The organism is Cognataquiflexum aquatile, assembly GCF_003316845.1.
Classification (GTDB): Bacteria; Bacteroidota; Bacteroidia; order Cytophagales; family Cyclobacteriaceae; genus Cognataquiflexum; species Cognataquiflexum aquatile.
This window is the reverse complement of sequence record NZ_QMIK01000001.1, coordinates 1,287,152-1,306,662: the sequence shown is the minus strand read 5'-3', so window position 1 is coordinate 1,306,662 and position 19,511 is coordinate 1,287,152. Positions and strand designations below refer to the sequence as shown.

14 protein-coding genes and 1 riboswitch are annotated in these 19,511 nt (G+C 40.2%); of the genes, 10 read left to right on the top strand and 4 right to left on the bottom strand.

Annotated elements, in window-relative coordinates; all coding sequences use genetic code 11:
* Positions 1–104: 104 nt before the first annotated feature.
* Positions 105–1,031: a methionyl-tRNA formyltransferase gene (gene fmt / locus DQW11_RS05420; protein ID WP_113922938.1), complete on the bottom strand. Its 927-nt coding sequence runs from the start codon at positions 1,029–1,031 to the stop codon at positions 105–107.
* A gap of 364 nt (positions 1,032–1,395) precedes the next feature.
* Between fmt and DQW11_RS05415 the strand changes: the two genes are divergently transcribed.
* The 4 genes from DQW11_RS05415 (at position 1,396) to DQW11_RS05405 (ending at position 8,418) form a co-directional block, all read left to right on the top strand.
* Positions 1,396–1,704 carry a hypothetical protein gene (locus DQW11_RS05415; protein WP_157966040.1) on the top strand — a complete coding sequence of 103 codons (309 nt, stop codon included), beginning with the start codon at positions 1,396–1,398 and terminating at the stop codon, positions 1,702–1,704.
* A 252-nt stretch (positions 1,705–1,956) separates the two neighbouring features.
* Positions 1,957–2,133, top strand: a complete 177-nt coding sequence (locus DQW11_RS22365; protein WP_198669844.1) for a hypothetical protein — start codon at positions 1,957–1,959, stop codon at positions 2,131–2,133.
* A 589-nt stretch (positions 2,134–2,722) separates the two neighbouring features.
* A complete protein-coding gene (locus tag DQW11_RS05410; RefSeq protein ID WP_113922936.1) occupies positions 2,723–7,048 on the top strand; it encodes a PAS domain S-box protein in 4,326 nt (1,441 codons plus the stop codon).
* Between the two features lie 62 nt (positions 7,049–7,110).
* Positions 7,111–8,418 carry a hypothetical protein gene (locus DQW11_RS05405; RefSeq protein ID WP_113922935.1) on the top strand — a complete coding sequence of 436 codons (1,308 nt, stop codon included), beginning with the start codon at positions 7,111–7,113 and terminating at the stop codon, positions 8,416–8,418.
* Here DQW11_RS05405 and DQW11_RS05400 read toward each other — a convergent pair.
* A complete protein-coding gene (locus tag DQW11_RS05400; protein WP_232826682.1) occupies positions 8,415–8,999 on the bottom strand; it encodes a RidA family protein in 585 nt (194 codons plus the stop codon). The genes DQW11_RS05405 and DQW11_RS05400 overlap by 4 nt on opposite strands.
* Before the next feature lie 147 nt (positions 9,000–9,146).
* Positions 9,147–9,248, top strand: a riboswitch (SAM riboswitch).
* Positions 9,249–9,307: 59 nt separating this feature from the next.
* Between DQW11_RS05400 and DQW11_RS05395 the strand changes: the two genes are divergently transcribed.
* The 4 genes from DQW11_RS05395 to DQW11_RS05380 are packed head-to-tail and all read left to right on the top strand — an operon-like array spanning position 9,308 to position 14,879.
* Positions 9,308–10,351, top strand: coding sequence for a homocysteine S-methyltransferase family protein (locus DQW11_RS05395; protein ID WP_113922934.1), 1,044 nt, complete (start codon positions 9,308–9,310; stop codon positions 10,349–10,351).
* A 19-nt stretch (positions 10,352–10,370) separates the two neighbouring features.
* The gene (gene metH, locus DQW11_RS05390) at positions 10,371–13,058 is read left to right on the top strand and encodes a methionine synthase (RefSeq protein WP_394337132.1); all 2,688 of its coding nucleotides are present in this window, start codon (positions 10,371–10,373) and stop codon (positions 13,056–13,058) included.
* Positions 13,055–14,008, top strand: coding sequence for a methylenetetrahydrofolate reductase [NAD(P)H] (gene metF / locus DQW11_RS05385; RefSeq protein ID WP_113922932.1), 954 nt, complete (start codon positions 13,055–13,057; stop codon positions 14,006–14,008). Before metH ends, metF begins: the two co-directional genes overlap by 4 nt.
* A gap of 22 nt (positions 14,009–14,030) precedes the next feature.
* A complete protein-coding gene (locus DQW11_RS05380; protein WP_113922931.1) occupies positions 14,031–14,879 on the top strand; it encodes a hydroxymethylglutaryl-CoA lyase in 849 nt (282 codons plus the stop codon).
* 47 nt (positions 14,880–14,926) lie between these two features.
* Here DQW11_RS05380 and DQW11_RS05375 read toward each other — a convergent pair whose 3' ends face one another.
* Positions 14,927–15,979 carry an acyloxyacyl hydrolase gene (locus DQW11_RS05375; protein ID WP_113922930.1) on the bottom strand — a complete coding sequence of 351 codons (1,053 nt, stop codon included), beginning with the start codon at positions 15,977–15,979 and terminating at the stop codon, positions 14,927–14,929.
* Positions 15,980–16,305: 326 nt separating this feature from the next.
* On the opposite strand from DQW11_RS05375, the gene DQW11_RS05370 reads away from it, so the two are divergent.
* Both DQW11_RS05370 and DQW11_RS05365 read left to right on the top strand, forming a co-directional pair.
* Positions 16,306–16,869 (top strand): PepSY-associated TM helix domain-containing protein, encoded by a 564-nt coding sequence (locus DQW11_RS05370; RefSeq protein WP_113922929.1) that lies wholly within the window; start codon positions 16,306–16,308, stop codon positions 16,867–16,869.
* Between the two features lie 52 nt (positions 16,870–16,921).
* Positions 16,922–18,574 (top strand): Na/Pi cotransporter family protein, encoded by a 1,653-nt coding sequence (locus DQW11_RS05365; protein ID WP_113922928.1) that lies wholly within the window; start codon positions 16,922–16,924, stop codon positions 18,572–18,574.
* Positions 18,575–18,650: 76 nt separating this feature from the next.
* On the opposite strand, the gene DQW11_RS05360 is transcribed toward DQW11_RS05365, so the two are convergent.
* A complete protein-coding gene (locus tag DQW11_RS05360) occupies positions 18,651–19,478 on the bottom strand; it encodes a universal stress protein (RefSeq protein ID WP_113922927.1) in 828 nt (275 codons plus the stop codon).
* Between the last annotated feature and the right edge of the window lie 33 nt (positions 19,479–19,511).

Here is a 19,511-nt window from a genome sequence, read left to right as displayed (position 1 = left end):
ATACAATTTATTTCTTTTGTGGCAGAAAGACAAGGTTAGAACCGTATTCCTGCGGGTAGATTCGCTAAGTGGAGATTCTTATGGAATTTCACTTATTGGATTGGCTAGAGAAGCTTATAACCTCTCAAAAATTCTTCAATAACAAGCTTCTTCTTACCTTCCATCTGAAGTTCCAGAATTTTCAACGTTCCATTTCCTGTCTGGAAGAGAAGCTCTTTTTTACCATCTGATCTGTATTCTCCGGGAAGCAATCCTTCTGGATTTTTATCGGAAATTTCACTCTTGTATATTTTACAGGTCTTTCCATCCAAAATTGTCCAAGCTCCGGGATAAGGAGAAAGCCCTCTGATGAGGTTGTGTATGTCGGTAACGGGTTTTTTCCAGTCAATTTCGCAGGTTTCCTTAAAGATTTTTGGAGCATGGTGGATTGCAAGTGCTTCATTTTGGGGCAAGGTTACAACATTGTTGTTTTCGATTGCCTCTGTCGTTTTCAAAACCAGCTGGGCTCCTTTATTCATAAGTCTTTCGTACAAAGTCCCAATATTGTCCTCAGCATTTATGGGCTCCTTTTCCTGAAAAATGATGCTTCCTGTATCAATTTCATGTTTAAGGAAAAAAGTGGTCAAACCTGTCTCTTTTTCTCCTTTGATAATAGCCCAGTTTATGGGGGCTGCTCCTCTATAGTTTGGAAGCAAAGACGCATGGAGGTTGAATGTCCCTCGGGGCGGCATATTCCATACCACTTCGGGCAGCATTCTGAATGCCACCACTATTTGCAGATCCGCTTTTAAATTTCTCAACTCTTCAATAAAATTTTCCGATTTGAGATTGGTTGGCTGCAAGACAGGAATATTACAGCCCAAAGCAGCCACCTTCACCGGTGAAGGGATTAATTTTTGCCCTCGTCCTTGGGGTCTGTCAGGCGCAGTCACTACCGCCACCACATTCCAACCATTTTTCACCAAAATTTCCAAAGAAGGAACCGCAAATTCTGGGGTTCCCATGAAAACAATCCTTAATTTTTTATCCATTTTTCTTTTCTATTGGATTTTAAAGTTCGGGATTTATTTTTTTGCCTGGGGTATTTTTAAGTTTTAAAAAAATTTTTTGGATGAAGTTAAAAGAAATTTAATTTTGAAAAAGTTATTAAAATAAGTATAATATTTCAATTTTATACAGATATATAAATTTAAACACATTTAATTATTCCAAATGTTGATATTTTATTAATCGCAATCATCTTGTAATTCTGTTGATTATTTATCAAAAAAATAAGGAATAATTGATCCAGTTGAAAAAAAAGGCTAGGAATAATAAAAAATTATTTAATTTTGCAGAATGAAATCAAGGTTAAAATATGGTTTATCTAATGGCATCAGACTTTTTGTCTGCTCCATGGCTGTATTTTTTTCTTTTTTAGCCATAGTTGACAGTTTCCAAAACAAAGCTGATATAATCTATGCAGGGGAATTTGTTTCTGAAGCCGATTTTAAATTCATCGAACTTCCAAACATTCTCCAATACCCATCGGGTAATAAAATTTCCAAAATCGAAAAAATTGAATTAATTCAACCTTTTAAAAGGGCACTATATTCTGTTTTGGAGATTCCTTCAATTGAAATTAAGTCTGTCGCAGGCACAATAAATATATTTTTCCCAATCACTTCAATATTCAAACATACATTGAATACGAATGCACCCTGATTGGACTTGATTACACCCAACGATTAAAGCAATTTAAAAAGTAAATTGAATTGCGCTAACCCCAAAATAATACAGGCATTTGAAATATTCTTCTTGAAGTTGCAAAATAGTGTTTTGCATTTAAAGGATTAATTACGTTCCTAGGATTAATTTAAACTTAGGGGATATCAAATACTAGCTAAAGGATCAATTAAAAAATTAAAATAAAAATCAAACAAACCGTCTCAAAAGGACATTAAACAAACAAACACTATGAAAAAGACAATCTTTGCAATGATGATCGCTGCTTCTGCTTTTATGGCTTCTTGCGGCAACAAAACAACTGAAGAAGTAGAAGTAGTTGAAACTCCAGTTGAAGAAGTTGCTCCTGAAGTTGTTGAAGAAGCTCCTGTAGATACTACAGCTGTTGATTCTACTGCAACAAACTAATCCATTTTAAATATCTGGATAAAAAAAATCCCCGGTAAAACCGGGGATTTTTGTTTTGGGTTAAACCCTTTTTTGAACTTAAACACTTATCAGAGAACCTCCAATAGATATTCAAACTTAGAAAATTAAAAACCTTAAAAAAATAACCAATACTGGGTATTTTTTTGATCAATAAATTGAAATTTCAATATTCAATATAAGTATAATGTAATTTTTTCTCCATCTGTCATTTTTTTATTTTTTATAAAACATTTCTTTTGATGAAAATCAAGACTAATATTTTAATGTTTTTTTATTTGAACTTCCAATTTCCTTCAACTTCATTCTGATTTGAATTTTGGTATTTGAAAGCTTAACCTTTAATGATATTCCTGAGGTGATCATTTTACTGTTTCAAAATTCAATATCGATTATTCATTGCCGGGACAACTGAGTTAAGACTGGATTTAAGAAAATTTTAATTTGAACAATTTGGTTGATTTTGTTATTAAATTGATTAAACTTCGACTTATAAATGGATTAATTTAATCCCCGGTTACCCAAGCAGAAGCTATCATTTCAAATTGAGCTGGCATTCTATCCCTGATTCATGAGTGTAGTCAAAAAATTAGATATTTTAGGTTTTTTTAATCAAATACAGGAGCCTGTTGTTGTTTTTTCTGAAGGAAATGACATTTTTTTGAATGATTACTTCAAGAAAAACTTCTTTGTGCCTACTTCAAGTTGGGAAGAAATTTTTTGTACTGAAGAAATAAAAAATCTTGTCCATGGTTTTTTTTCAAAAGGCGAATTAGCCGATGGAGTCTATTTTTCTCCTCTGATAAGTGTGGAAGGAATCGCTTTGGATTACAATTGGGAATTCAGAAAGATATTCGGGGATCATAATCAGCGGTTTTGTGCTGCTATTGGAAAGAAACCAGAGAATAGATTGGAGGGATTTCCTGGCGAAGGATCATATTTGGAGCAAAATACGATCATCAATGACCTTAATTTTGTTTCCAGTGTCTTGCGACATAGCCATGATATGGTTGCGATTTTGGATGGGGAGGGAAAGTATAAGTTTATAAGTGCAGCTGTTATCGATAAATTGGGTGTTGACCCATCAAGAATTATCGGAAAATCTTTCAGAGATTTTATTTCGGAAGGAATTATAAAAATAGATGAGGGAGAATTGGATCAGATTTTTACCTCAAAATCTGAAATAAACATCAATTTTTGGATCAATATCCCTGATGGAAAGAAGGTTTATATTGAAAGCTACAGTAGAAATTTACTGGATGATCCCAATATCAACGGAATCCTTTTCAGTGCAAGAGATATAACGGCTTATTGGAAAGCCAAAAAATCACTTCAAAAAAGATATGAGCTTGAGAATCTGATCAATAGAATTTCAGCTAAGTTTGTCAATGCAGGTTATAATCAGGTTGACCAGGTTTTCAAATTGTCTTTGAAAATGTTGGGTGAATTTGAAAAAGCTGACAGGGCATATATTTTTATTGTCCATGATGACCTCCAGGAAATTGAAAATGTCTACGAGTGGACTGCTGTGGGAATTGAACCCCAGATTCAATACCTAAAAAATCTGCCGATCACAGCCGAGAATCTTACTATCGAATCTCTTAGAAAAGGGGAGATTTTGGTGGTACCGGATGTAGATCTTATGCCCGAAAAATTTGAAGCAGAAAAAGAAATATACCAGCAACAGGGTATAAAATCTTTTGTCCTGATTCCGATTTTTTCTGAAAACAAACTGATTGGATTTTTTGGATTGGATGCCGTCCATGAGAAAAGGGCATGGCACGAAAAAGATGAATATGTCCTCAGGCAGCTTGGAGACGTCTATGCGGGAAGTTTTATCAATAGAGCGATCAAAAAGAGACTGGAAAGAAATGAAAAGCTTCTAGCCTCTACAGAGATATTGGCAAAATCCGGCTCTTGGAGATTCAGCAATACCAAGAGGAGAATATTTTATTCTTCAGGGTTGAAAAGAATATTCGAATTGGATGAGAATATTTATTCCTCCGATTTAGCAGGATTTTTGAAAAAAATTAAAAAAGGGGATCGGAGAGAATTTCTTGAAAGATTGAAATTAGCTGTCAATACCAAAAGCACCACATACGGAGAGTTCAGCATATTCACAACTGAGGGAAAAGAGAAATTTATAAGTTTCACCATCCAGGTAAGGGAAATAGAGAATAGTGAAGACGTTGAGGTTTTTGGGTATTGTTCTGACATTACCCACAAAAAAGATGCGGAAAACTATCTGAAACTTCAGTCCCAGATTCTGACCCAAGTGGATGACCCTATTGTAGTGACAGACGGTTCACTCAAAATTATTTACATCAACAAAGCGGGCTTAAAAGAGTGTAAAATCGGAGAAAATGAAAACTTCCAAGGGAAAATAACTGACCTTTTTGAGTTTATTTTCGAGGACTCCAATACCTTGGAGAGGTTTTTAAATAGCCTGAAATCCAATGAGGGTATAACCAAACAGATGCAGCTCCGACTTAGGACCGGAGTTGTAGATCCTTATGAAGTCTCTGTCCAACATTTTTTAAATGATGAAAAAGAGAAAATCGGATATTCATTTGTGATCCGGAACTTATCTCTTCAGGTCAGACAGGAAGCCATTGCCAGAAAGGCCCAGATGATCGTTGAAAACAGTCCTGCCGTATTGTTTACAGTGGACCCAAATGAAAATTTCAGAATCCTCTATATAACTGAAAACATCAGGCAATTCGGTTATAATTCTTCAAAGCTGGTCAACTCAAAAACCAGCATTCTGGATTTGATACACCCCGATGATGTCATCCGGCTTTTGGATTACCATTATGCCAAAGAGAATGAAAACGGTATACCTGCTTACTCGGGAGAATACAGAATCAGAAAAGGTGATGGATCTTACCGTTGGGTGGAGGACAGAACGAGAGAAGTTTATGATTCCGAAGGAAGGATTTTTGTCCATGAAGGTATCCTTCAGGATATCACGGAAAGGAAAAACAACCGTGAAGAGATCCTTCGCAGTCAGGAAAGATACCGGGTTTTGGCTTCCAATATTCCTGGGACAAGCATCTTTTTGATTGATAGGGATCTCAGATACATAGTTGCACAGGGAACTAATTTTGCCGACTGGGGTATGACTGCCTCTGATTTTGAGGGAAAAACACTCGCAGAAGTCCATCCCGGCAATCTCAACGAAATCCAGCCCATTGTCACCAGGGCATTGCTCAAAAATGAGATTATTCAAAAGCATTTAGTATTCCGTCGCCGTGTATATGAGATCACCGTCCGACCGATCATGTACGGAGGAGAGATCGAGTATGCCCTTGGGATTTTGAGGGATATCAATGAGGAGCATCAAGCCAAAGAAAACCTCAGAAAAAATGAAGAAAAATACAGGAAACTTGTAGAAGAGTCCACTGAGATAATTTTCTCACTCGATTTGGAAATGACCCTGACTTACATCTCTCCAAATGTAAAGCAATTTTTAGGCTATCCTTCCGAAGAGGTAATGCGGAAAAGACTGACGGATTTTTTACATCCGGATGACCTTTTTGTATTCGCTGAAAGAAGCAAATCAGAGCCGAATTTTTTTAGGGAAAACCAATATCTCGAGTTCCGGCTTAGACACCAGGCCGGAGATTACAGGGTATTCAGTTCCAATGGTAAGTTGGTGACTGATGAGGAAGGGAAAAAAATGTATTATACTGGAATTGCAAGGGATATTACAAAGCTCAAAGAAGCCCAAAAAGAGCTTTTCCATGCCAAAGAAAAAGCAGAACAGGCTTCCACCATTAAGTCTCAATTCCTGTCCATCATGAGCCATGAGATCAGGACACCGATGAATGCGGTGATCGGAATGGCACACCTTCTGATCGAAGATGACCCGCGCCCTGACCAGCTTGAGAATTTGAAAACATTGCAGTTTTCAGCAGAAAACTTGTTGGGATTGATCAATGATATTTTGGATTACAGCAAAATTGACTCAGGGAAAGTAGAACTTGAAAAAGTCAATTTTGAACTGAACAATGTTTTTAACAGAATCCTTCATTCCTATTCTTATCAGGCAAGGGAAAAAGCACTCAATGTGGTATTTGAAGCGGACCCTTCCCTCCCTCAAAACCTTATTGGAGACCCTGTAAGGTTGGGTCAAATAGTGAATAATCTGGTTTCCAATGCTGTAAAATTCACCGAAAAGGGGTTTATCAAAATAAAGCTTACCAATGAAAATGAAGACGACCGAAAAATTGCGATTCGGTTTGACTTCGAAGATTCGGGTATCGGCATTCCAAAAGACAAGCTTGACTTGGTTTTTGAGGCATTTACCCAGGCAAGTGCCGCCACAACAAGAAAATATGGTGGAACAGGTCTTGGACTTGCCATTGTCAAAAGATTGGTTCAGCTATTTGGAGCGGAGATCAAAGCCTACCAAAGAGAAGAAGGAGGAACAAGATTTACTTTTACTGCAATATTTGAAAAACCCCAAACGAAGGCAATCCTATCACAGAATGACCATTCGGATGGATTAAAGTTCATGGAGGATGCAAGTATTTTGGTAGCAGAGGATAACCTGGTAAACCAGATCATGATCAAAAAATTTCTCCATAAATGGGGGGTAAAAAATGTAGTGATTTCAAACGACGGAAATGAAGCCATTGAGGCATACCTCAAACAGGATTTTAACCTTATTTTGCTTGACTTGCAGATGCCTGAAAAGGATGGTTTCCAAGTTGCTGAATTTATCCGAACCATGGACGATCAAAAAAAGAAGAGCGTTCCCATAATTGCATTGACTGCTTCATCGTTGATCGAAGTGAAAGAACAATTGGATAAAGTGGGAATGGATGATTACATCAGCAAGCCGTTTAACCCTGATAATCTTTATACCAAAATACTCAAATACCTTAAACCATAAAATTGAAAAAGGGAGTTAGCGATTACCGCTTTCATTTTAATTTTGGAGGCAAACTAATTAGTATGAGGTTTTTCTTGGTACTGCTGCTTTCGCTATCTTTTGTATTTTCTGCTTTTTCCCAGTCCCCGAAGTCCAATAGGACTACCATGTATATGACCTATGGCAAAACAGGGGCAAACCTAAGGGAGTTTAACCAAATGCTCGCCAACAAAGGTCTTTCCCAGATGAGAAACAGCTATTCCAACCTGAGTTTTGGATATCTGACTAGGTTCAATGACTTTATCCTGGGATTGGAGCTTTTTCAAAACAGTGGGCCAAGATCCAATTTTGATGGATATGTTATTGATTACCATAGTACCAGATTTTATTTGAATGTCGGATTTGCCTTTACTGAAGAAGGAAATTTTCAATTGATTCATTACATGTCTGTGGGGACAGGATTTCTCAATTTCCAGATGTTGAAGGAAAATCCCGCTCAAAATCTCGAAACCTTTTTTGAAAATCCTGAGCATGGTTTTATCCTTAGAGATGGCAACCTTCACAAAGGATCTTTGAATATGACAGGGTTCTTGACTGAAATCGGGTTTCAGATGAGTTATGATGTGCCGATCCCCGGAAGAGAAGAAGCGATTGAGCTCATGGCAAGATTTGGATATTCCTTTAGCCCTTTTGAAGATTCCTGGAAACTGAATGGTATCAGATTTAACAGCGCCCAAAGTGGGGCATTTATCAGAATGGGAGCGGGTATTACCATTCCTGACCATAACTTTTTTTATAAAGATGCCGCTATCGGTGGCCATTTTGTTTATGGGTTTCATTTTACCAAACCAGATGGATTCAATGAAGTTCTTGTTGCAAATGGGCTTGCCCCATTCAAAGGAAGACCAAACAACATCGGTTTGAAGGTATTGGGAGAAAGCCGGGGACTTCTTTATGGACTTGATTTTTACAATCTTGGACTTTCGGGTGAGGCAGATGAATCTAGAAGCCATACCTTAAATAGCCTGCGTATTTATGGAAATGTAGGCCTGAAATTTTTTGAAAGAAAAAATCTTGAATTGGGCGGAACAGGGGGACTCGGTTATGGCAATATCCGTTACAGTCTCATCAGTAATGATAAGCCGGATTTTCCAAGATTATTTGAAGAGCCTCTTCATGATGCATTTTTGCGCAAGGGTGGCTTGATGGCCAAACCGGAAGTTTTTATTGCTTACGGGGTTCCTTTTTCACAAAACCACTCCTCCAAAATTATGTTTGGAATAAATGGGGGTTATGAAATTCCGTTGGCCAATTACAAACTGCTTGACCTGCCTATGGCAAGCTACATGTCCAATCCCTACTTTCAGTTGAGTGTAGGGATCAAACATTAATTGTCTTCAATCTCCACTATCAATTCCACTTCTACAGCAATGTTCATTGGCAAGGCATTCATGCCGACAGCGGATCTTGCATGTTTTCCTTTTTCGCCAAAAACTTCCACCATCAAGTCGGAAAATCCATTGATGACCTGTGGCTGATGGGTAAAATCGGAATTGCAATTCACCATACCCAAAACTTTTACGATCCTTTTGACTTTGTTTAAATCTCCCAATTCAGCTTTTAGAACAGCGAGTTGGTTGATTGCCACCATACGGGCGGCTTCTTTTCCCTCCTCTATAGTCAGGTCTTGGCCTACTTTTCCTGTTATAAAAGTGCCATCCGGTAAGCCCGGACCTTTTCCGGCAAGAAAAAGAAGGTTGCCGCTTCTAACCGCATTGACATAATTGGCCACAGGAGAACTTGCCTCCGGCAAGATTATGCCCAAGTCTTTGAGTTTTTGCTCAGCATCCCAAATTACTTCGGATTGTTGCTGAGGTTGAACTTCCGGGGAATTGCATGAAACAGCAAAAAACAGCATAAAAAGAAGCATTAGGAAAGAAACAGATCTGGGGTGAATGGCTTTGAATTCCATAAGATAGTAGGAAAGGAGGTTAAGGTTTTGTGATTAATTCTTGAAATGTAATCTGGTCTGAATTTTGGAATGTGAGAAATATACCTATTCCATTAAAGAATCTCCATAAAAAAATACAAAATCCAAGAATTGCTTTTAAATTTGAACAGCTTATCGAGAAAGACCGAGGGAAAGGCCCCATGACGTCTTGGCAACCTGAATAAACAAGGTGCTAATTCCTATTCCGGAGAAGCCGGAAGAAGATGAGCGGAAAAAATAAAGTCTTTTTTCCGGTTCTTGCTCGCATAAGTTTTTGATACTCCATATTCATGAACAGAACCGCGTTATTACTCTCCTTAGCCAAGAAAAAAATCCTTATCCTTGATGGTGCCATGGGCACGATGATTCAGCGTTTTAAGCTGAATGAGGAGGATTTTAGAACACCCGAACTTGCAAATCACCCCAAACCATTGAAGGGTAACAATGACCTGCTCTCACTTTCGAGACCGGATGTTATCAAATCTATCCATGCTGCTTACTTGGAAGTTGGGGCCGACATCATTGAAACCAACACATTTAGCGGGACATCCATAGCACAGGAAGATTATGGTTTGCAGCACTTAGCCTATGAGATCAATTTCCAATCTGCAAAAATTGCCCGCGAAGTGGCTGATGAATTCACCGCCAAAAACCCGGACAAACCACGTTTTGTGGCAGGTGCATTGGGGCCGACCAATAAAACAGCATCTCTTTCTCCTGATGTCAATGATCCGGGATACCGGGCAATCACGTTTGACCAGTTGTCTGAAGCTTACAAAGAACAGGTAAGGGGATTGCTGGATGGTGGATCAGACATTCTTTTGGTAGAAACTATTTTTGATACCCTCAATGCAAAAGCCGCTCTTTTCGCCATTCAGGAAGTCTTTGAAGAAAGAAATATCCCGTTGAATCCTGAGGAAGGTGGCATTCCCATCATGATCTCAGGAACCATAACTGATGCCTCAGGAAGGACGCTTTCAGGACAGACGACGGAAGCATTTTTGATTTCAGTTTCCCATGTTCCGCTTTTCAGTGTAGGATTGAATTGTGCACTTGGAGCCAAGGAGCTCAGACCTTACCTCAAAGTTATGGCTGACAATGCGCCATTTCTGGTTTCTGCCTATCCCAATGCCGGTTTGCCAAATGAATTTGGTCAATACGATCAAGGGGCAAGTGAAATGGCAGGGCAGATCGAGGAGTTTTTGAAAGAAGGGTACGTCAATATTTTGGGAGGTTGTTGCGGAACGACACCCGAACATATTGCTGCCATAGCCAAAGCGGCTGAAAAATACGCCCCACGTAAGGTTGAAATTGTCACAGCAGAAAATGAGTAAAATTCAAAAATATAATGCCATGAAATTGTCAGGTCTGGAACCGTTGGTTTTCACTCCTGAAATCAATTTTGTCAATGTCGGTGAAAGAACAAATATCACCGGGTCAAAGAAATTTGCCAGACTGATTCTCAATGGCCAATACGATGAAGCGCTTGGAATTGCATTGGATCAAGTCAGAGGCGGCGCACAGGTATTGGACGTCTGCATGGATGAAGGCATGCTTGACGGTGTGGTGGCTATGAAAAAGTTTCTTAACCTTATTGCTTCCGAACCGGAAATCAGCAGGATTCCGATCATGATCGACAGTTCACGTTGGGAGATAATTCTTGCCGGACTCAAATGCATTCAAGGAAAAGGAATTGTCAATTCGATCAGTTTAAAGAATGGCGAAACCGAATTTATCAATCAGGCCAAGACCATCAAAAAATTTGGTGCGGCGGTGGTGGTCATGGCTTTTGATGAAAAAGGTCAGGCCGATACTTATCAGCGCCGGATAGATATTTGCAAGAGGAGCTATGATATTTTGGTCAATATTGTCAGATTCAACCCTCAGGACATCATTTTTGATCCGAATATCTTTCCTGTTGCAACCGGAATGGACGAGCATAGGAAAAACGCCCTTGACTTTTTTCATGCCACCCAATGGATCAAACAAAATCTTCCGGGAGCCAAAGTCAGTGGCGGTGTAAGCAATGTGAGTTTTTCTTTCAGAGGCAATGATCCTGTGAGGGAAGCCATGCACGCCGCTTTCCTCTACCACGCCATTCGTCACGGGATGGATATGGGAATTGTGAATCCAACCATGCTTGAGGTCTATGACGATATTCCAAAAGATTTGCTTCAAAGAGTCGAAGATGTCCTTTTTGATAGGTCTGAAGATGCTACCGAGCAATTGCTTGCTTTTGCAGAAACTGTAAAAGCTTCCGGAAAGAAAGAAATTGTCAATGAAGCCTGGAGGGAATTTCCTGTTGAAAAAAGGATAGAGCATGCATTGGTCAAAGGTATTATTGACTTTGTCATTGAAGATACGGAAGAGGCTAGGTTGAAATACCAAAACCCACTCAAAGTCATCGAAGGGCCTCTGATGGACGGGATGAATGTGGTCGGGGATTTATTTGGTGAGGGCAAAATGTTCCTTCCCCAAGTAGTGAAATCTGCAAGGGTGATGAAAAAAGCCGTTGCTTATTTGGAGCCATTTATGCCCAAAATCGGGGATTTGGATTACAATGCCGAGCAAAGCAGCATCAAAAAAATCCTCTTGGCTACTGTCAAAGGGGACGTTCACGATATCGGAAAAAACATTGTCGGGGTGGTTTTGGCTTGCAACAGCTATCAGATTATCGACCTTGGTGTGATGGTAGACGCACAGAAAATCATCGATGAGGCCATTAAAAATAAAGTTGATATTATTGGATTGAGCGGTCTGATCACGCCTTCCCTGGACGAAATGGTCTATGTGGCCTCCGAAATGGAGCGTCAGGGAATGCAGATTCCATTGTTGATCGGAGGTGCTACGACTTCAAGAATCCACACTGCGGTGAAAATTGATCCAGTCTACAGCGGGATCGTCATCCATGTGACTGACGCTTCCAAGTCGGTTCCGATTGCAGGAGAATCCATCAATGAAGAGACCAAGACAGCTTATCACAAACAGATCAAGGAAACCTATAGGCAGTTGCGGGTTGAGCATGAGGCAAAGCAACAGGTGAAACAGCTTGTTACTTATGAGGAAGCCAAAGCCAATCCGGTTTATATCGATTGGGAGCATTATGAACCTGAGGTTCCGGCTAAATTGGGAGAAACGGTTTTCCATGATCTTGATTTGTCGGTTTTGAGAAAATACATTGATTGGACGCCGTTTTTCAGCACTTGGATGCTGACAGGAAGGTATCCCAAAATCTTTGATGATGAGGTAGTGGGAAATGAGGCGAAAAAACTATTTGATGAAGCCAACAAGATGCTCGATCAGGTGATTGCTGAAAAATGGCTGCAGGCCAAAGCAATAGTGAATTTGTTTCCTGTCAAAAGAAATGGGGAAGATGTAGCTGTCCTTTCCAAAGGAATTGAGACCGGCTTCAACTTCCATTTCCTTCGTCAGCAGGGCAAAAAGGGGAAAGGTGTTCCCAACAGGTCTTTGGTGGATTATATCCATCCTTCCAAAACAGATTATATGGGCGGATTTGCGGTGACTGCCGGTTGGGGAATTGAATCCAAACTGGAGGAATTCCAAAAAAACCACGATGATTACCATGACATCATGCTCAAGGCGTTGGCAGACCGGCTTGCAGAAGCAGGTGCTGAGTATCTGCATGAACTCGTCCGAAAAGAGCTTTGGGGCTATGCCAAGTCAGAAATATTGGAAAACGAAGCATTGATCAAGGAAGAATATCAAGGAATCCGACCGGCACCGGGATATCCTGCTTGTCCTGAACATTCCGAGAAAAAGACGCTTTTTGATTTGATGCAGGTGGAGAAAAGTATCGGAATTACCCTAACCGATAGTTATGCGATGTATCCGACATCCTCAGTAAGTGGTTTTTACTTTGGTCATCCTGAAAGCAAGTATTTTGGTCTGGGCAAAATAGGGGAAGATCAGGTGGAAGATTATGGCAAACGAAAAGGAGTCAGTAAGGGGCAGGCTGAAAGATGGTTATCACCAAACTTAGCTTACTCACCATTGTTACAAGTTCAAGAAAAAACTACATGAAAATCACTGAACATATAGAACAGGCGAAAAAAACCCTGTTTTCTTTTGAAATTTTACCCCCATTGAAGGGACAGAGTTTAAATGAACTTTGTATAGGGATAGAGCCATTGATGGAATTCAAGCCACCTTTTGTGGATGTGACTTATCATAGGGAAGAGTTTATTTATAAAAAGCATCCCAACGGGCTTTTGGAAAAAGTAAGTACCAAAAAGCGTCCGGGTACCGTCGGGATTTGTGCAGCCTTGATGAATAGATTCAAAGTAGATGCCGTACCCCATTTGCTTTGTGGAGGGTTTACCAAAGAGGAAACTGAAAACGCCCTCATTGATCTCAATTTTATTGGTGTTCAGAATGTGTTGGCTCTGAGAGGTGATGCCCCAAAAAACGAGGGAACATTCAGGCCTGAGCCCAATGGACATGAATTTACCAAGGATCTGGTCAAGCAGATCGTGGGGATGAACCATGGACGGTATTTGCATGAAGAGACAGAAACCGGTTTCCATACTGATTTTTGTGTAGGGGTAGGAGGGTATCCTGAAAAGCACTTTGAGGCTCCCAATATGAAATTTGACTTGAAGCATCTGAAGGAAAAAATAGATGCCGGTGCCGAATATATAGTTACCCAAATGTTTTTTGACAACCAAAAATATTTTGATTTTGTGAAGAATGTGAGGGCCTTGGGAATCACCGTTCCTATCATTCCGGGGTTAAAGCCGATCACCACTTTGGGGCAGATCGGAATGTTGCCAAGGACTTTTTTCCTTGATATGCCTGATGCCCTGATGGATGAACTGGATAAGTGTAAAACAAATACCGAAGTCAAAGAAGTAGGCATAGCATGGGCTATTCAGCAAAGCAAAGAACTGGTAGCAAACGGCGTGGAAGTATTGCATTATTACACCATGAGTAAAGCTGACGCCACTTATAAAATAGCCAAAGAAGTCTTTTGAGGGATTTTGCTACATTCGTGGCATGATCAAATTAGTAGAATGTCCCCGTGATGCCATGCAGGGCCGGGCGGAGTTCATAGATACTTCTATTAAAGCTGCTTATATCAACCAACTGCTACAGGTGGGGTTTGATACCATTGACTTTGGAAGCTTTGTCAGCCCTAAAGCTATACCCCAAATGAGAGATACGGCAGATGTTTTGGAGCAGCTTGACCTATTTGGAACCAAATCCAAACTTCTTGCCATCGTTGCAAACGTTAGGGGAGCGGAAGACGCTTCCCATTTTGAAGAAATCGATTACCTGGGTTTTCCCCTTTCCCTTTCAGAGACTTTCCAACAGCGCAATATCAACAAGTCAATTTCTGAAGCTTTGGAAGCGGTAGAAGAAATCCAAAATCTCTGTGAAACCAAAGGCAAAACCTTGGTCACCTACCTCAGTATGGGTTTTGGAAATCCTTACGGCGATGCTTACTCCCCTGATTTGGTAGCAGAATTTGTCAGGAATTTGGATCAAATGGGTATCAAAATCATCTCTTTTGCCGATACCGTCGGTACTGCGGAGCCGACACTGATCTCAGAACTGTATGCGATCAGTTCTCATTCCTATCCTAAAATTGAGTTTGGGATGCATTTACATACCCATCCCGAACAGCTTTCATCCAAAATCACAGCGGCATTGAAAGCCGGATGTTTGCGGTTTGACAGTGCGGTATTGGGATTTGGAGGCTGCCCCATGGCCAAAGATGACCTTGTGGGCAATGTGGCCACGGAATCTCTGATAAGGATTTTGGAACAGGAAGGGTATGAACTGGACCTCAACAGGATGGAATTTGCGGTAGCGATGAAACTTGCCAAGGTTGTGTTTCATTGAATTGGGAGATTATAGGCCTTGTTCTTTTATTCAAAAGAACAAGTTTTTTAAAAAACCCAACCAACTCTAAAATCCATATAGTCAGCTATATGCCCATGGGCCTTAAGTCCGGCTCCAATTCGGATATTTTTTCCCGTCATGTAATTCAATGTATACCGCTGGTAAAACTCCCTATCCTCTTGATAACCCATTGGTTTGGACATGTACTTGACCATGCGTTGACTGAAATCAAATTTTCCAAATAGGAAATGATTCTCCAAAAAGATTCCTGGAATCACAGCCTCTATTCCGCTTTCTTGGATTGGCAGTGAAAAGTCCTTAGCGATCTCAATTCCTCCTCCCAAGCCTATTATTCCAGTAAATTTACGGTAAGTACCTCCAGCAAGGGTAAAGTTTGGTTGACGGTTTCCATTGTCAGAGTCCCGTGTGTTGAATCCTAAGTCTGCATAAATAGACCATTTGTTCGAGAGAGGGCTTTTTTCATAGCTCGGTAAATCGGCTTTTCGGGTGTAATGAACAACTCCCAATCCCAGCATCGGATAGTTCATCCCCCGATTTGGCTGACTTTGTCCCCCATTGGAAATGTGGTTATATGAAAATGAGGCCTGCAATTCCCAATGATGGCTAAGTTCAAAGGAAAGTTTTGGCGCAATAAAAAGTAAAAAACTGATCGGAGCACTAAAGAAGGTATTCCTTGGATTTTCGATAGGGTCATAAATCCGGGTAAGGTAGCTTACCCCCATTCCCGTAGAAAGACTCGCCGACCACCTGTCAGTTCGGAAAAGGTATGGTTCAAAATTACCTGAAAGATTCCAGGCTTGCCCTAACTCTTCGGGATTTTGAAAATCTACGACTGATAGATTCAGCCCCAAATAATGAAAGCAATTGCAGGCTTCCCAGTTTTTACGGGTTGTTCTCATCCATTGGGAAGATAGATTTAGAGAAATGGGTCGGCTGGAAGCCAGGTCCTGGAGTTCAGGATTATGGGCAATTATCCATCCGTATTGACTTTCCAGCCCTATCTTGTGAGAGCTGACCTGCGCTTCTGCATTTACAGTCAAAAAACTGAGAATAAGAAAAATAAAGACTGCCTTTTTCAAAATTTGCTTTTTTTGATTTCTACGAAAATGAAACAAAGAGGTATAGGCCCTGAATAGTTTTTTTATTCTTGTCGCCCATAAACTTTTCTGATTAAATATTAACCAAAAGGATTTTACAGGGTGAATTTTCTAACAAAATGAGTTCCTTTTAATGTTCTGAAATTAATAATATCGGAAGAATAATCGCAGAATTTTGAGGTCTTGCTGGTATTCAAATTCCAATAATTTTCTGGAAACTGTGTTTCGTCTTTCCTTCAAGAAACCGCTTGAAAAAAATAAGACTCACCTGTCTTGATTTTAATTATTTTCGCCGAAAATAAATGTAAATGAGTAAAATTTCCCAAGTAGCCGGAAAAGCGAGAATCTACAGGCGAATACACAAATGGATAAGTATAGTCCTTGTGTTTTTCCTTGTTGTCATTGGCATTACGGCTATTCTTTTGGCTTGGAAAAAAGAATTTGGCCTGATACCCAAAACCCAAACTTCGAAAGTTGAGAGTCCTTCAAATTGGATTCCCTTGGAGAGAATGATGGAGATCGGGCAAACATTCGCAAGAGACAGCCTGGGCAAAAGTGACCTGATCGACAGGGTGGATGTCAGACCAGATAAGGGGATTGCCAAGATTGTCTTCAAAAGGCATTTTACAGAGATCCAGGTAGATGGCTATTCGGGAGAGATACTTTCAGTCAGCCAAAGAAACTCGGACTTGATTGAAAAAATCCATGACGGAAGCATTTTTGATTTTTTGATGGTATCTGATGCCGAAATTTCCAAAATCACCTACAGTACCCTGACTTCTACCGGGCTATTACTGCTATGTTTTACAGGCTTTTTTCTTTGGTATTTACCTAGAATCATCAAAAAATTTAAAAAACGGCCTGGGTCATAAATCATTCTTATTGTCAATCTTGCTTTCTATATTTGTTTAAGGCTGTAAGGTTATGGATCATGTTGACTTTGACTTTTGGAAATTTTTTGCGGGGATAGGGATTTTCCTTTGGGGGATTTTTCAACTTGAAAATGCGATCAAGGCACTTGGCGGAAATTCATTCAGGCAGATGCTTCACCGCTTCACGAATGCACCATGGAAAGGAATTTTGATTGGGACAATTGTTACGGCTTTGTTGCAAAGCAGTTCTTTGGTGACTTTGATGGTTTTGGCATTTTTGGGTGCGGGTGTGTTAAATCTGAAAAATGCAATTGGAGTCGTCTTGGGGGCCAACTTAGGTACTACAGCCACAGCCTGGATTGTGGCTACATTGGGTTTCAAATTCAGTGTAGAATCATTTTCACTTCCTTTTTTGGGAATAGGAAGCTTCCTGTTTCTTATTTTCGAAAACCGGCCAAACCTTAAGAATATAGGAGCCTTTTCAATCGGTTTTGGATTGATGTTCTTAGGGCTGGATTTTATGAAATCCTCTATTGAAGCTATTGCCCAAGGGATGGATTTGGATATTTTTAAAGGTTATGGCGCCTGGATTTTCCTAATTGTAGGGTTGGTCCTTACAGCCGTGATCCAATCAAGTTCTGCGGCTATAGTAATTGTTCTTAGTACCATGAATGCCGGCATGATAGGACTTACCGAAGGCGCTGCCATGGTAATTGGGGCCAATATCGGTACCACCATAACCCTTGGCATAGGATCTTTTGGCGGGACAGCGGACAAGAAAAGGCTTGCACTTTCCCATTTTCTATTCAATTTGGTGACTGGTACTTTGGTGTTTATTTTCTTAGACTGGATACTCCAGTTTACCATGAAGGTATTTTCTATCAGGGATCCATTGATGGAACTGGTCCTTTTCAATACCTTCCTCAATGCGGTGGGAATAGTCTTGTTTTATCCTTTCATCAGCCATTTGGAAAGATTGCTCAAAAAGCTTTTCAAGAAAGATGAACCATTGGGATTATCCAAATTCATCAAAAACGTGAGCCCAAAACTCCCCTCTGTGGCATTGGAGGCATTGGAGAAAGAAATATTGCTGGCCTATGATTCTACGGTGAATTTCATTTTGAACGTCCTGGAAAACGGGGATTTGGAGGAAAACAACAACTCCATCTGGAGAAAAATTCTGTACCAGCCATTGGATTTGCTCGAAGAGTATGACCGCATCAAAAAACTCGAAGACGAGATTACCAAATACCATATCCTGCTCCAGGAAGAATTTCTCAGTGAAAGGGAAGCCCAAAAACTTACCTCCCTGATGTTGTCCCTTAGGACAATGGTTTTTGCCGCCAAAGATATCAAGGATGTCATGCACAACATCCGTGATATGGAAGACGAGGAGGACCGCGTGGTCGTGTCGCTACATGGCAAAATCAAATCTTACATCATGGAATACCTTGAAAAACTGAACTCCTATAAGAAATTGGAAAAAACCCCCGAATCAGAACCAAACTGGATCACGGAAAACTCAAAACAATATAAAACATGGATTTCTGATTTGTATGCCGAGCTCAAATCCAGTGATTTGGAATTTCCTGTTTCTACCCTTAACAATGTCATCAAACAGGTAATTTCCTGCTTGGACAATTTGGGGAGTTCGGTTATCCATTGGAAGCACCAAAAGAAAGAAGTCATTGATGTCATGCCCTGATTAAATAAAAACAAACCTTTGAAAGGTTGTTTCAAAGGTTTGAGGCAAGGAAGCAAAAGGTGGTGGTCCGGTATTGTTATTCGATTTTGACGCTCAATACCGCAATGTCAGTTTTGTAAAGAACGGTATCGGTCACTCCTACCTGATAAGTTGCCATTCCTTTCCGGTTTCCGGAGGCAATGCCGATAAAACCGATGTTCCTGCTTTTTGCAAATTCCACAATCCCGTTTTCCGGTTCGTGGTGACAATACATATGCTTATGGATGACAAGGTCTTCAAATCCCTTGGCGTAAGCATCCATCCTCGATTCTGCAACCTCAGAATTGACAAAATGGCTTGGGGTATTTACAAAAAGGAAATGAACTGAGGTCTGAAAATCTTTCAAAACCGCTTTCATTTTGGTGAACGCAGGCCTGGAATCTTCATTGAACATGGAGGCAAAAACCATTTTCCTAAGGTCGTTTCCATTGAGTGTTTTTTTGACGGCCATTACCGGGCATTCCGCATTTCTCAATACATGCTGGATTGTTGACCCTATAAATTTTCCTTCCTGAAACCCGGCGCCATAAGTGCCAATTACAATCAGGTTTGCCTTGTGTTTTTTGGCTACTTCCAAAATGACATGTTGGGGAACGCCGATTTCTACTACAGATTCGACAGGAACTCCATGCAGTTTGTGTTCCAATACAAATGCTTTCAATTTATCTTTTGCCTCTGCCTCCAGATCCAGGACTTCCGTGTTCTTTGCTTTCTGTTCGTTGGAAAGATTGGGCCAATCTAATAATGAACTGACTATGTTGACACAGGTGATGCTGCTGTTGGCCTTTTGAGCAATTTTTAAAGCACTCGAAAAGGCAAAATCAGAGTATGAGGAAAAGTCGATGGGAACGATTATTCTTTTCATGGTTATCGGATTTTTGTTTGCTTATGGGATAAA

Excerpts from the sequence above, each read along its gene's own strand:
- fmt (WP_113922938.1), bottom strand. The coding sequence starts at position 1,031 with ATGGATAAAAAATTAAGGATTGTTTTCATGGGAACCCCAGAATTTGCG.
- DQW11_RS05415 (WP_157966040.1), top strand. The coding sequence starts at position 1,396 with ATGGCTGTATTTTTTTCTTTTTTAGCCATAGTTGACAGTTTCCAAAAC.
- DQW11_RS22365 (WP_198669844.1), top strand. The coding sequence starts at position 1,957 with ATGAAAAAGACAATCTTTGCAATGATGATCGCTGCTTCTGCTTTTATG.
- DQW11_RS05410 (WP_113922936.1), top strand. The coding sequence starts at position 2,723 with ATGAGTGTAGTCAAAAAATTAGATATTTTAGGTTTTTTTAATCAAATA.
- DQW11_RS05405 (WP_113922935.1), top strand. The coding sequence starts at position 7,111 with ATGAGGTTTTTCTTGGTACTGCTGCTTTCGCTATCTTTTGTATTTTCT.
- DQW11_RS05400 (WP_232826682.1), bottom strand. The coding sequence starts at position 8,999 with ATGGAATTCAAAGCCATTCACCCCAGATCTGTTTCTTTCCTAATGCTT.
- DQW11_RS05395 (WP_113922934.1), top strand. The coding sequence starts at position 9,308 with ATGAACAGAACCGCGTTATTACTCTCCTTAGCCAAGAAAAAAATCCTT.
- metH (WP_394337132.1), top strand. The coding sequence starts at position 10,371 with ATGAAATTGTCAGGTCTGGAACCGTTGGTTTTCACTCCTGAAATCAAT.
- metF (WP_113922932.1), top strand. The coding sequence starts at position 13,055 with ATGAAAATCACTGAACATATAGAACAGGCGAAAAAAACCCTGTTTTCT.
- DQW11_RS05380 (WP_113922931.1), top strand. The coding sequence starts at position 14,031 with ATGATCAAATTAGTAGAATGTCCCCGTGATGCCATGCAGGGCCGGGCG.
- DQW11_RS05370 (WP_113922929.1), top strand. The coding sequence starts at position 16,306 with ATGAGTAAAATTTCCCAAGTAGCCGGAAAAGCGAGAATCTACAGGCGA.
- DQW11_RS05365 (WP_113922928.1), top strand. The coding sequence starts at position 16,922 with ATGGATCATGTTGACTTTGACTTTTGGAAATTTTTTGCGGGGATAGGG.
- DQW11_RS05360 (WP_113922927.1), bottom strand. The coding sequence starts at position 19,478 with ATGAAAAGAATAATCGTTCCCATCGACTTTTCCTCATACTCTGATTTT.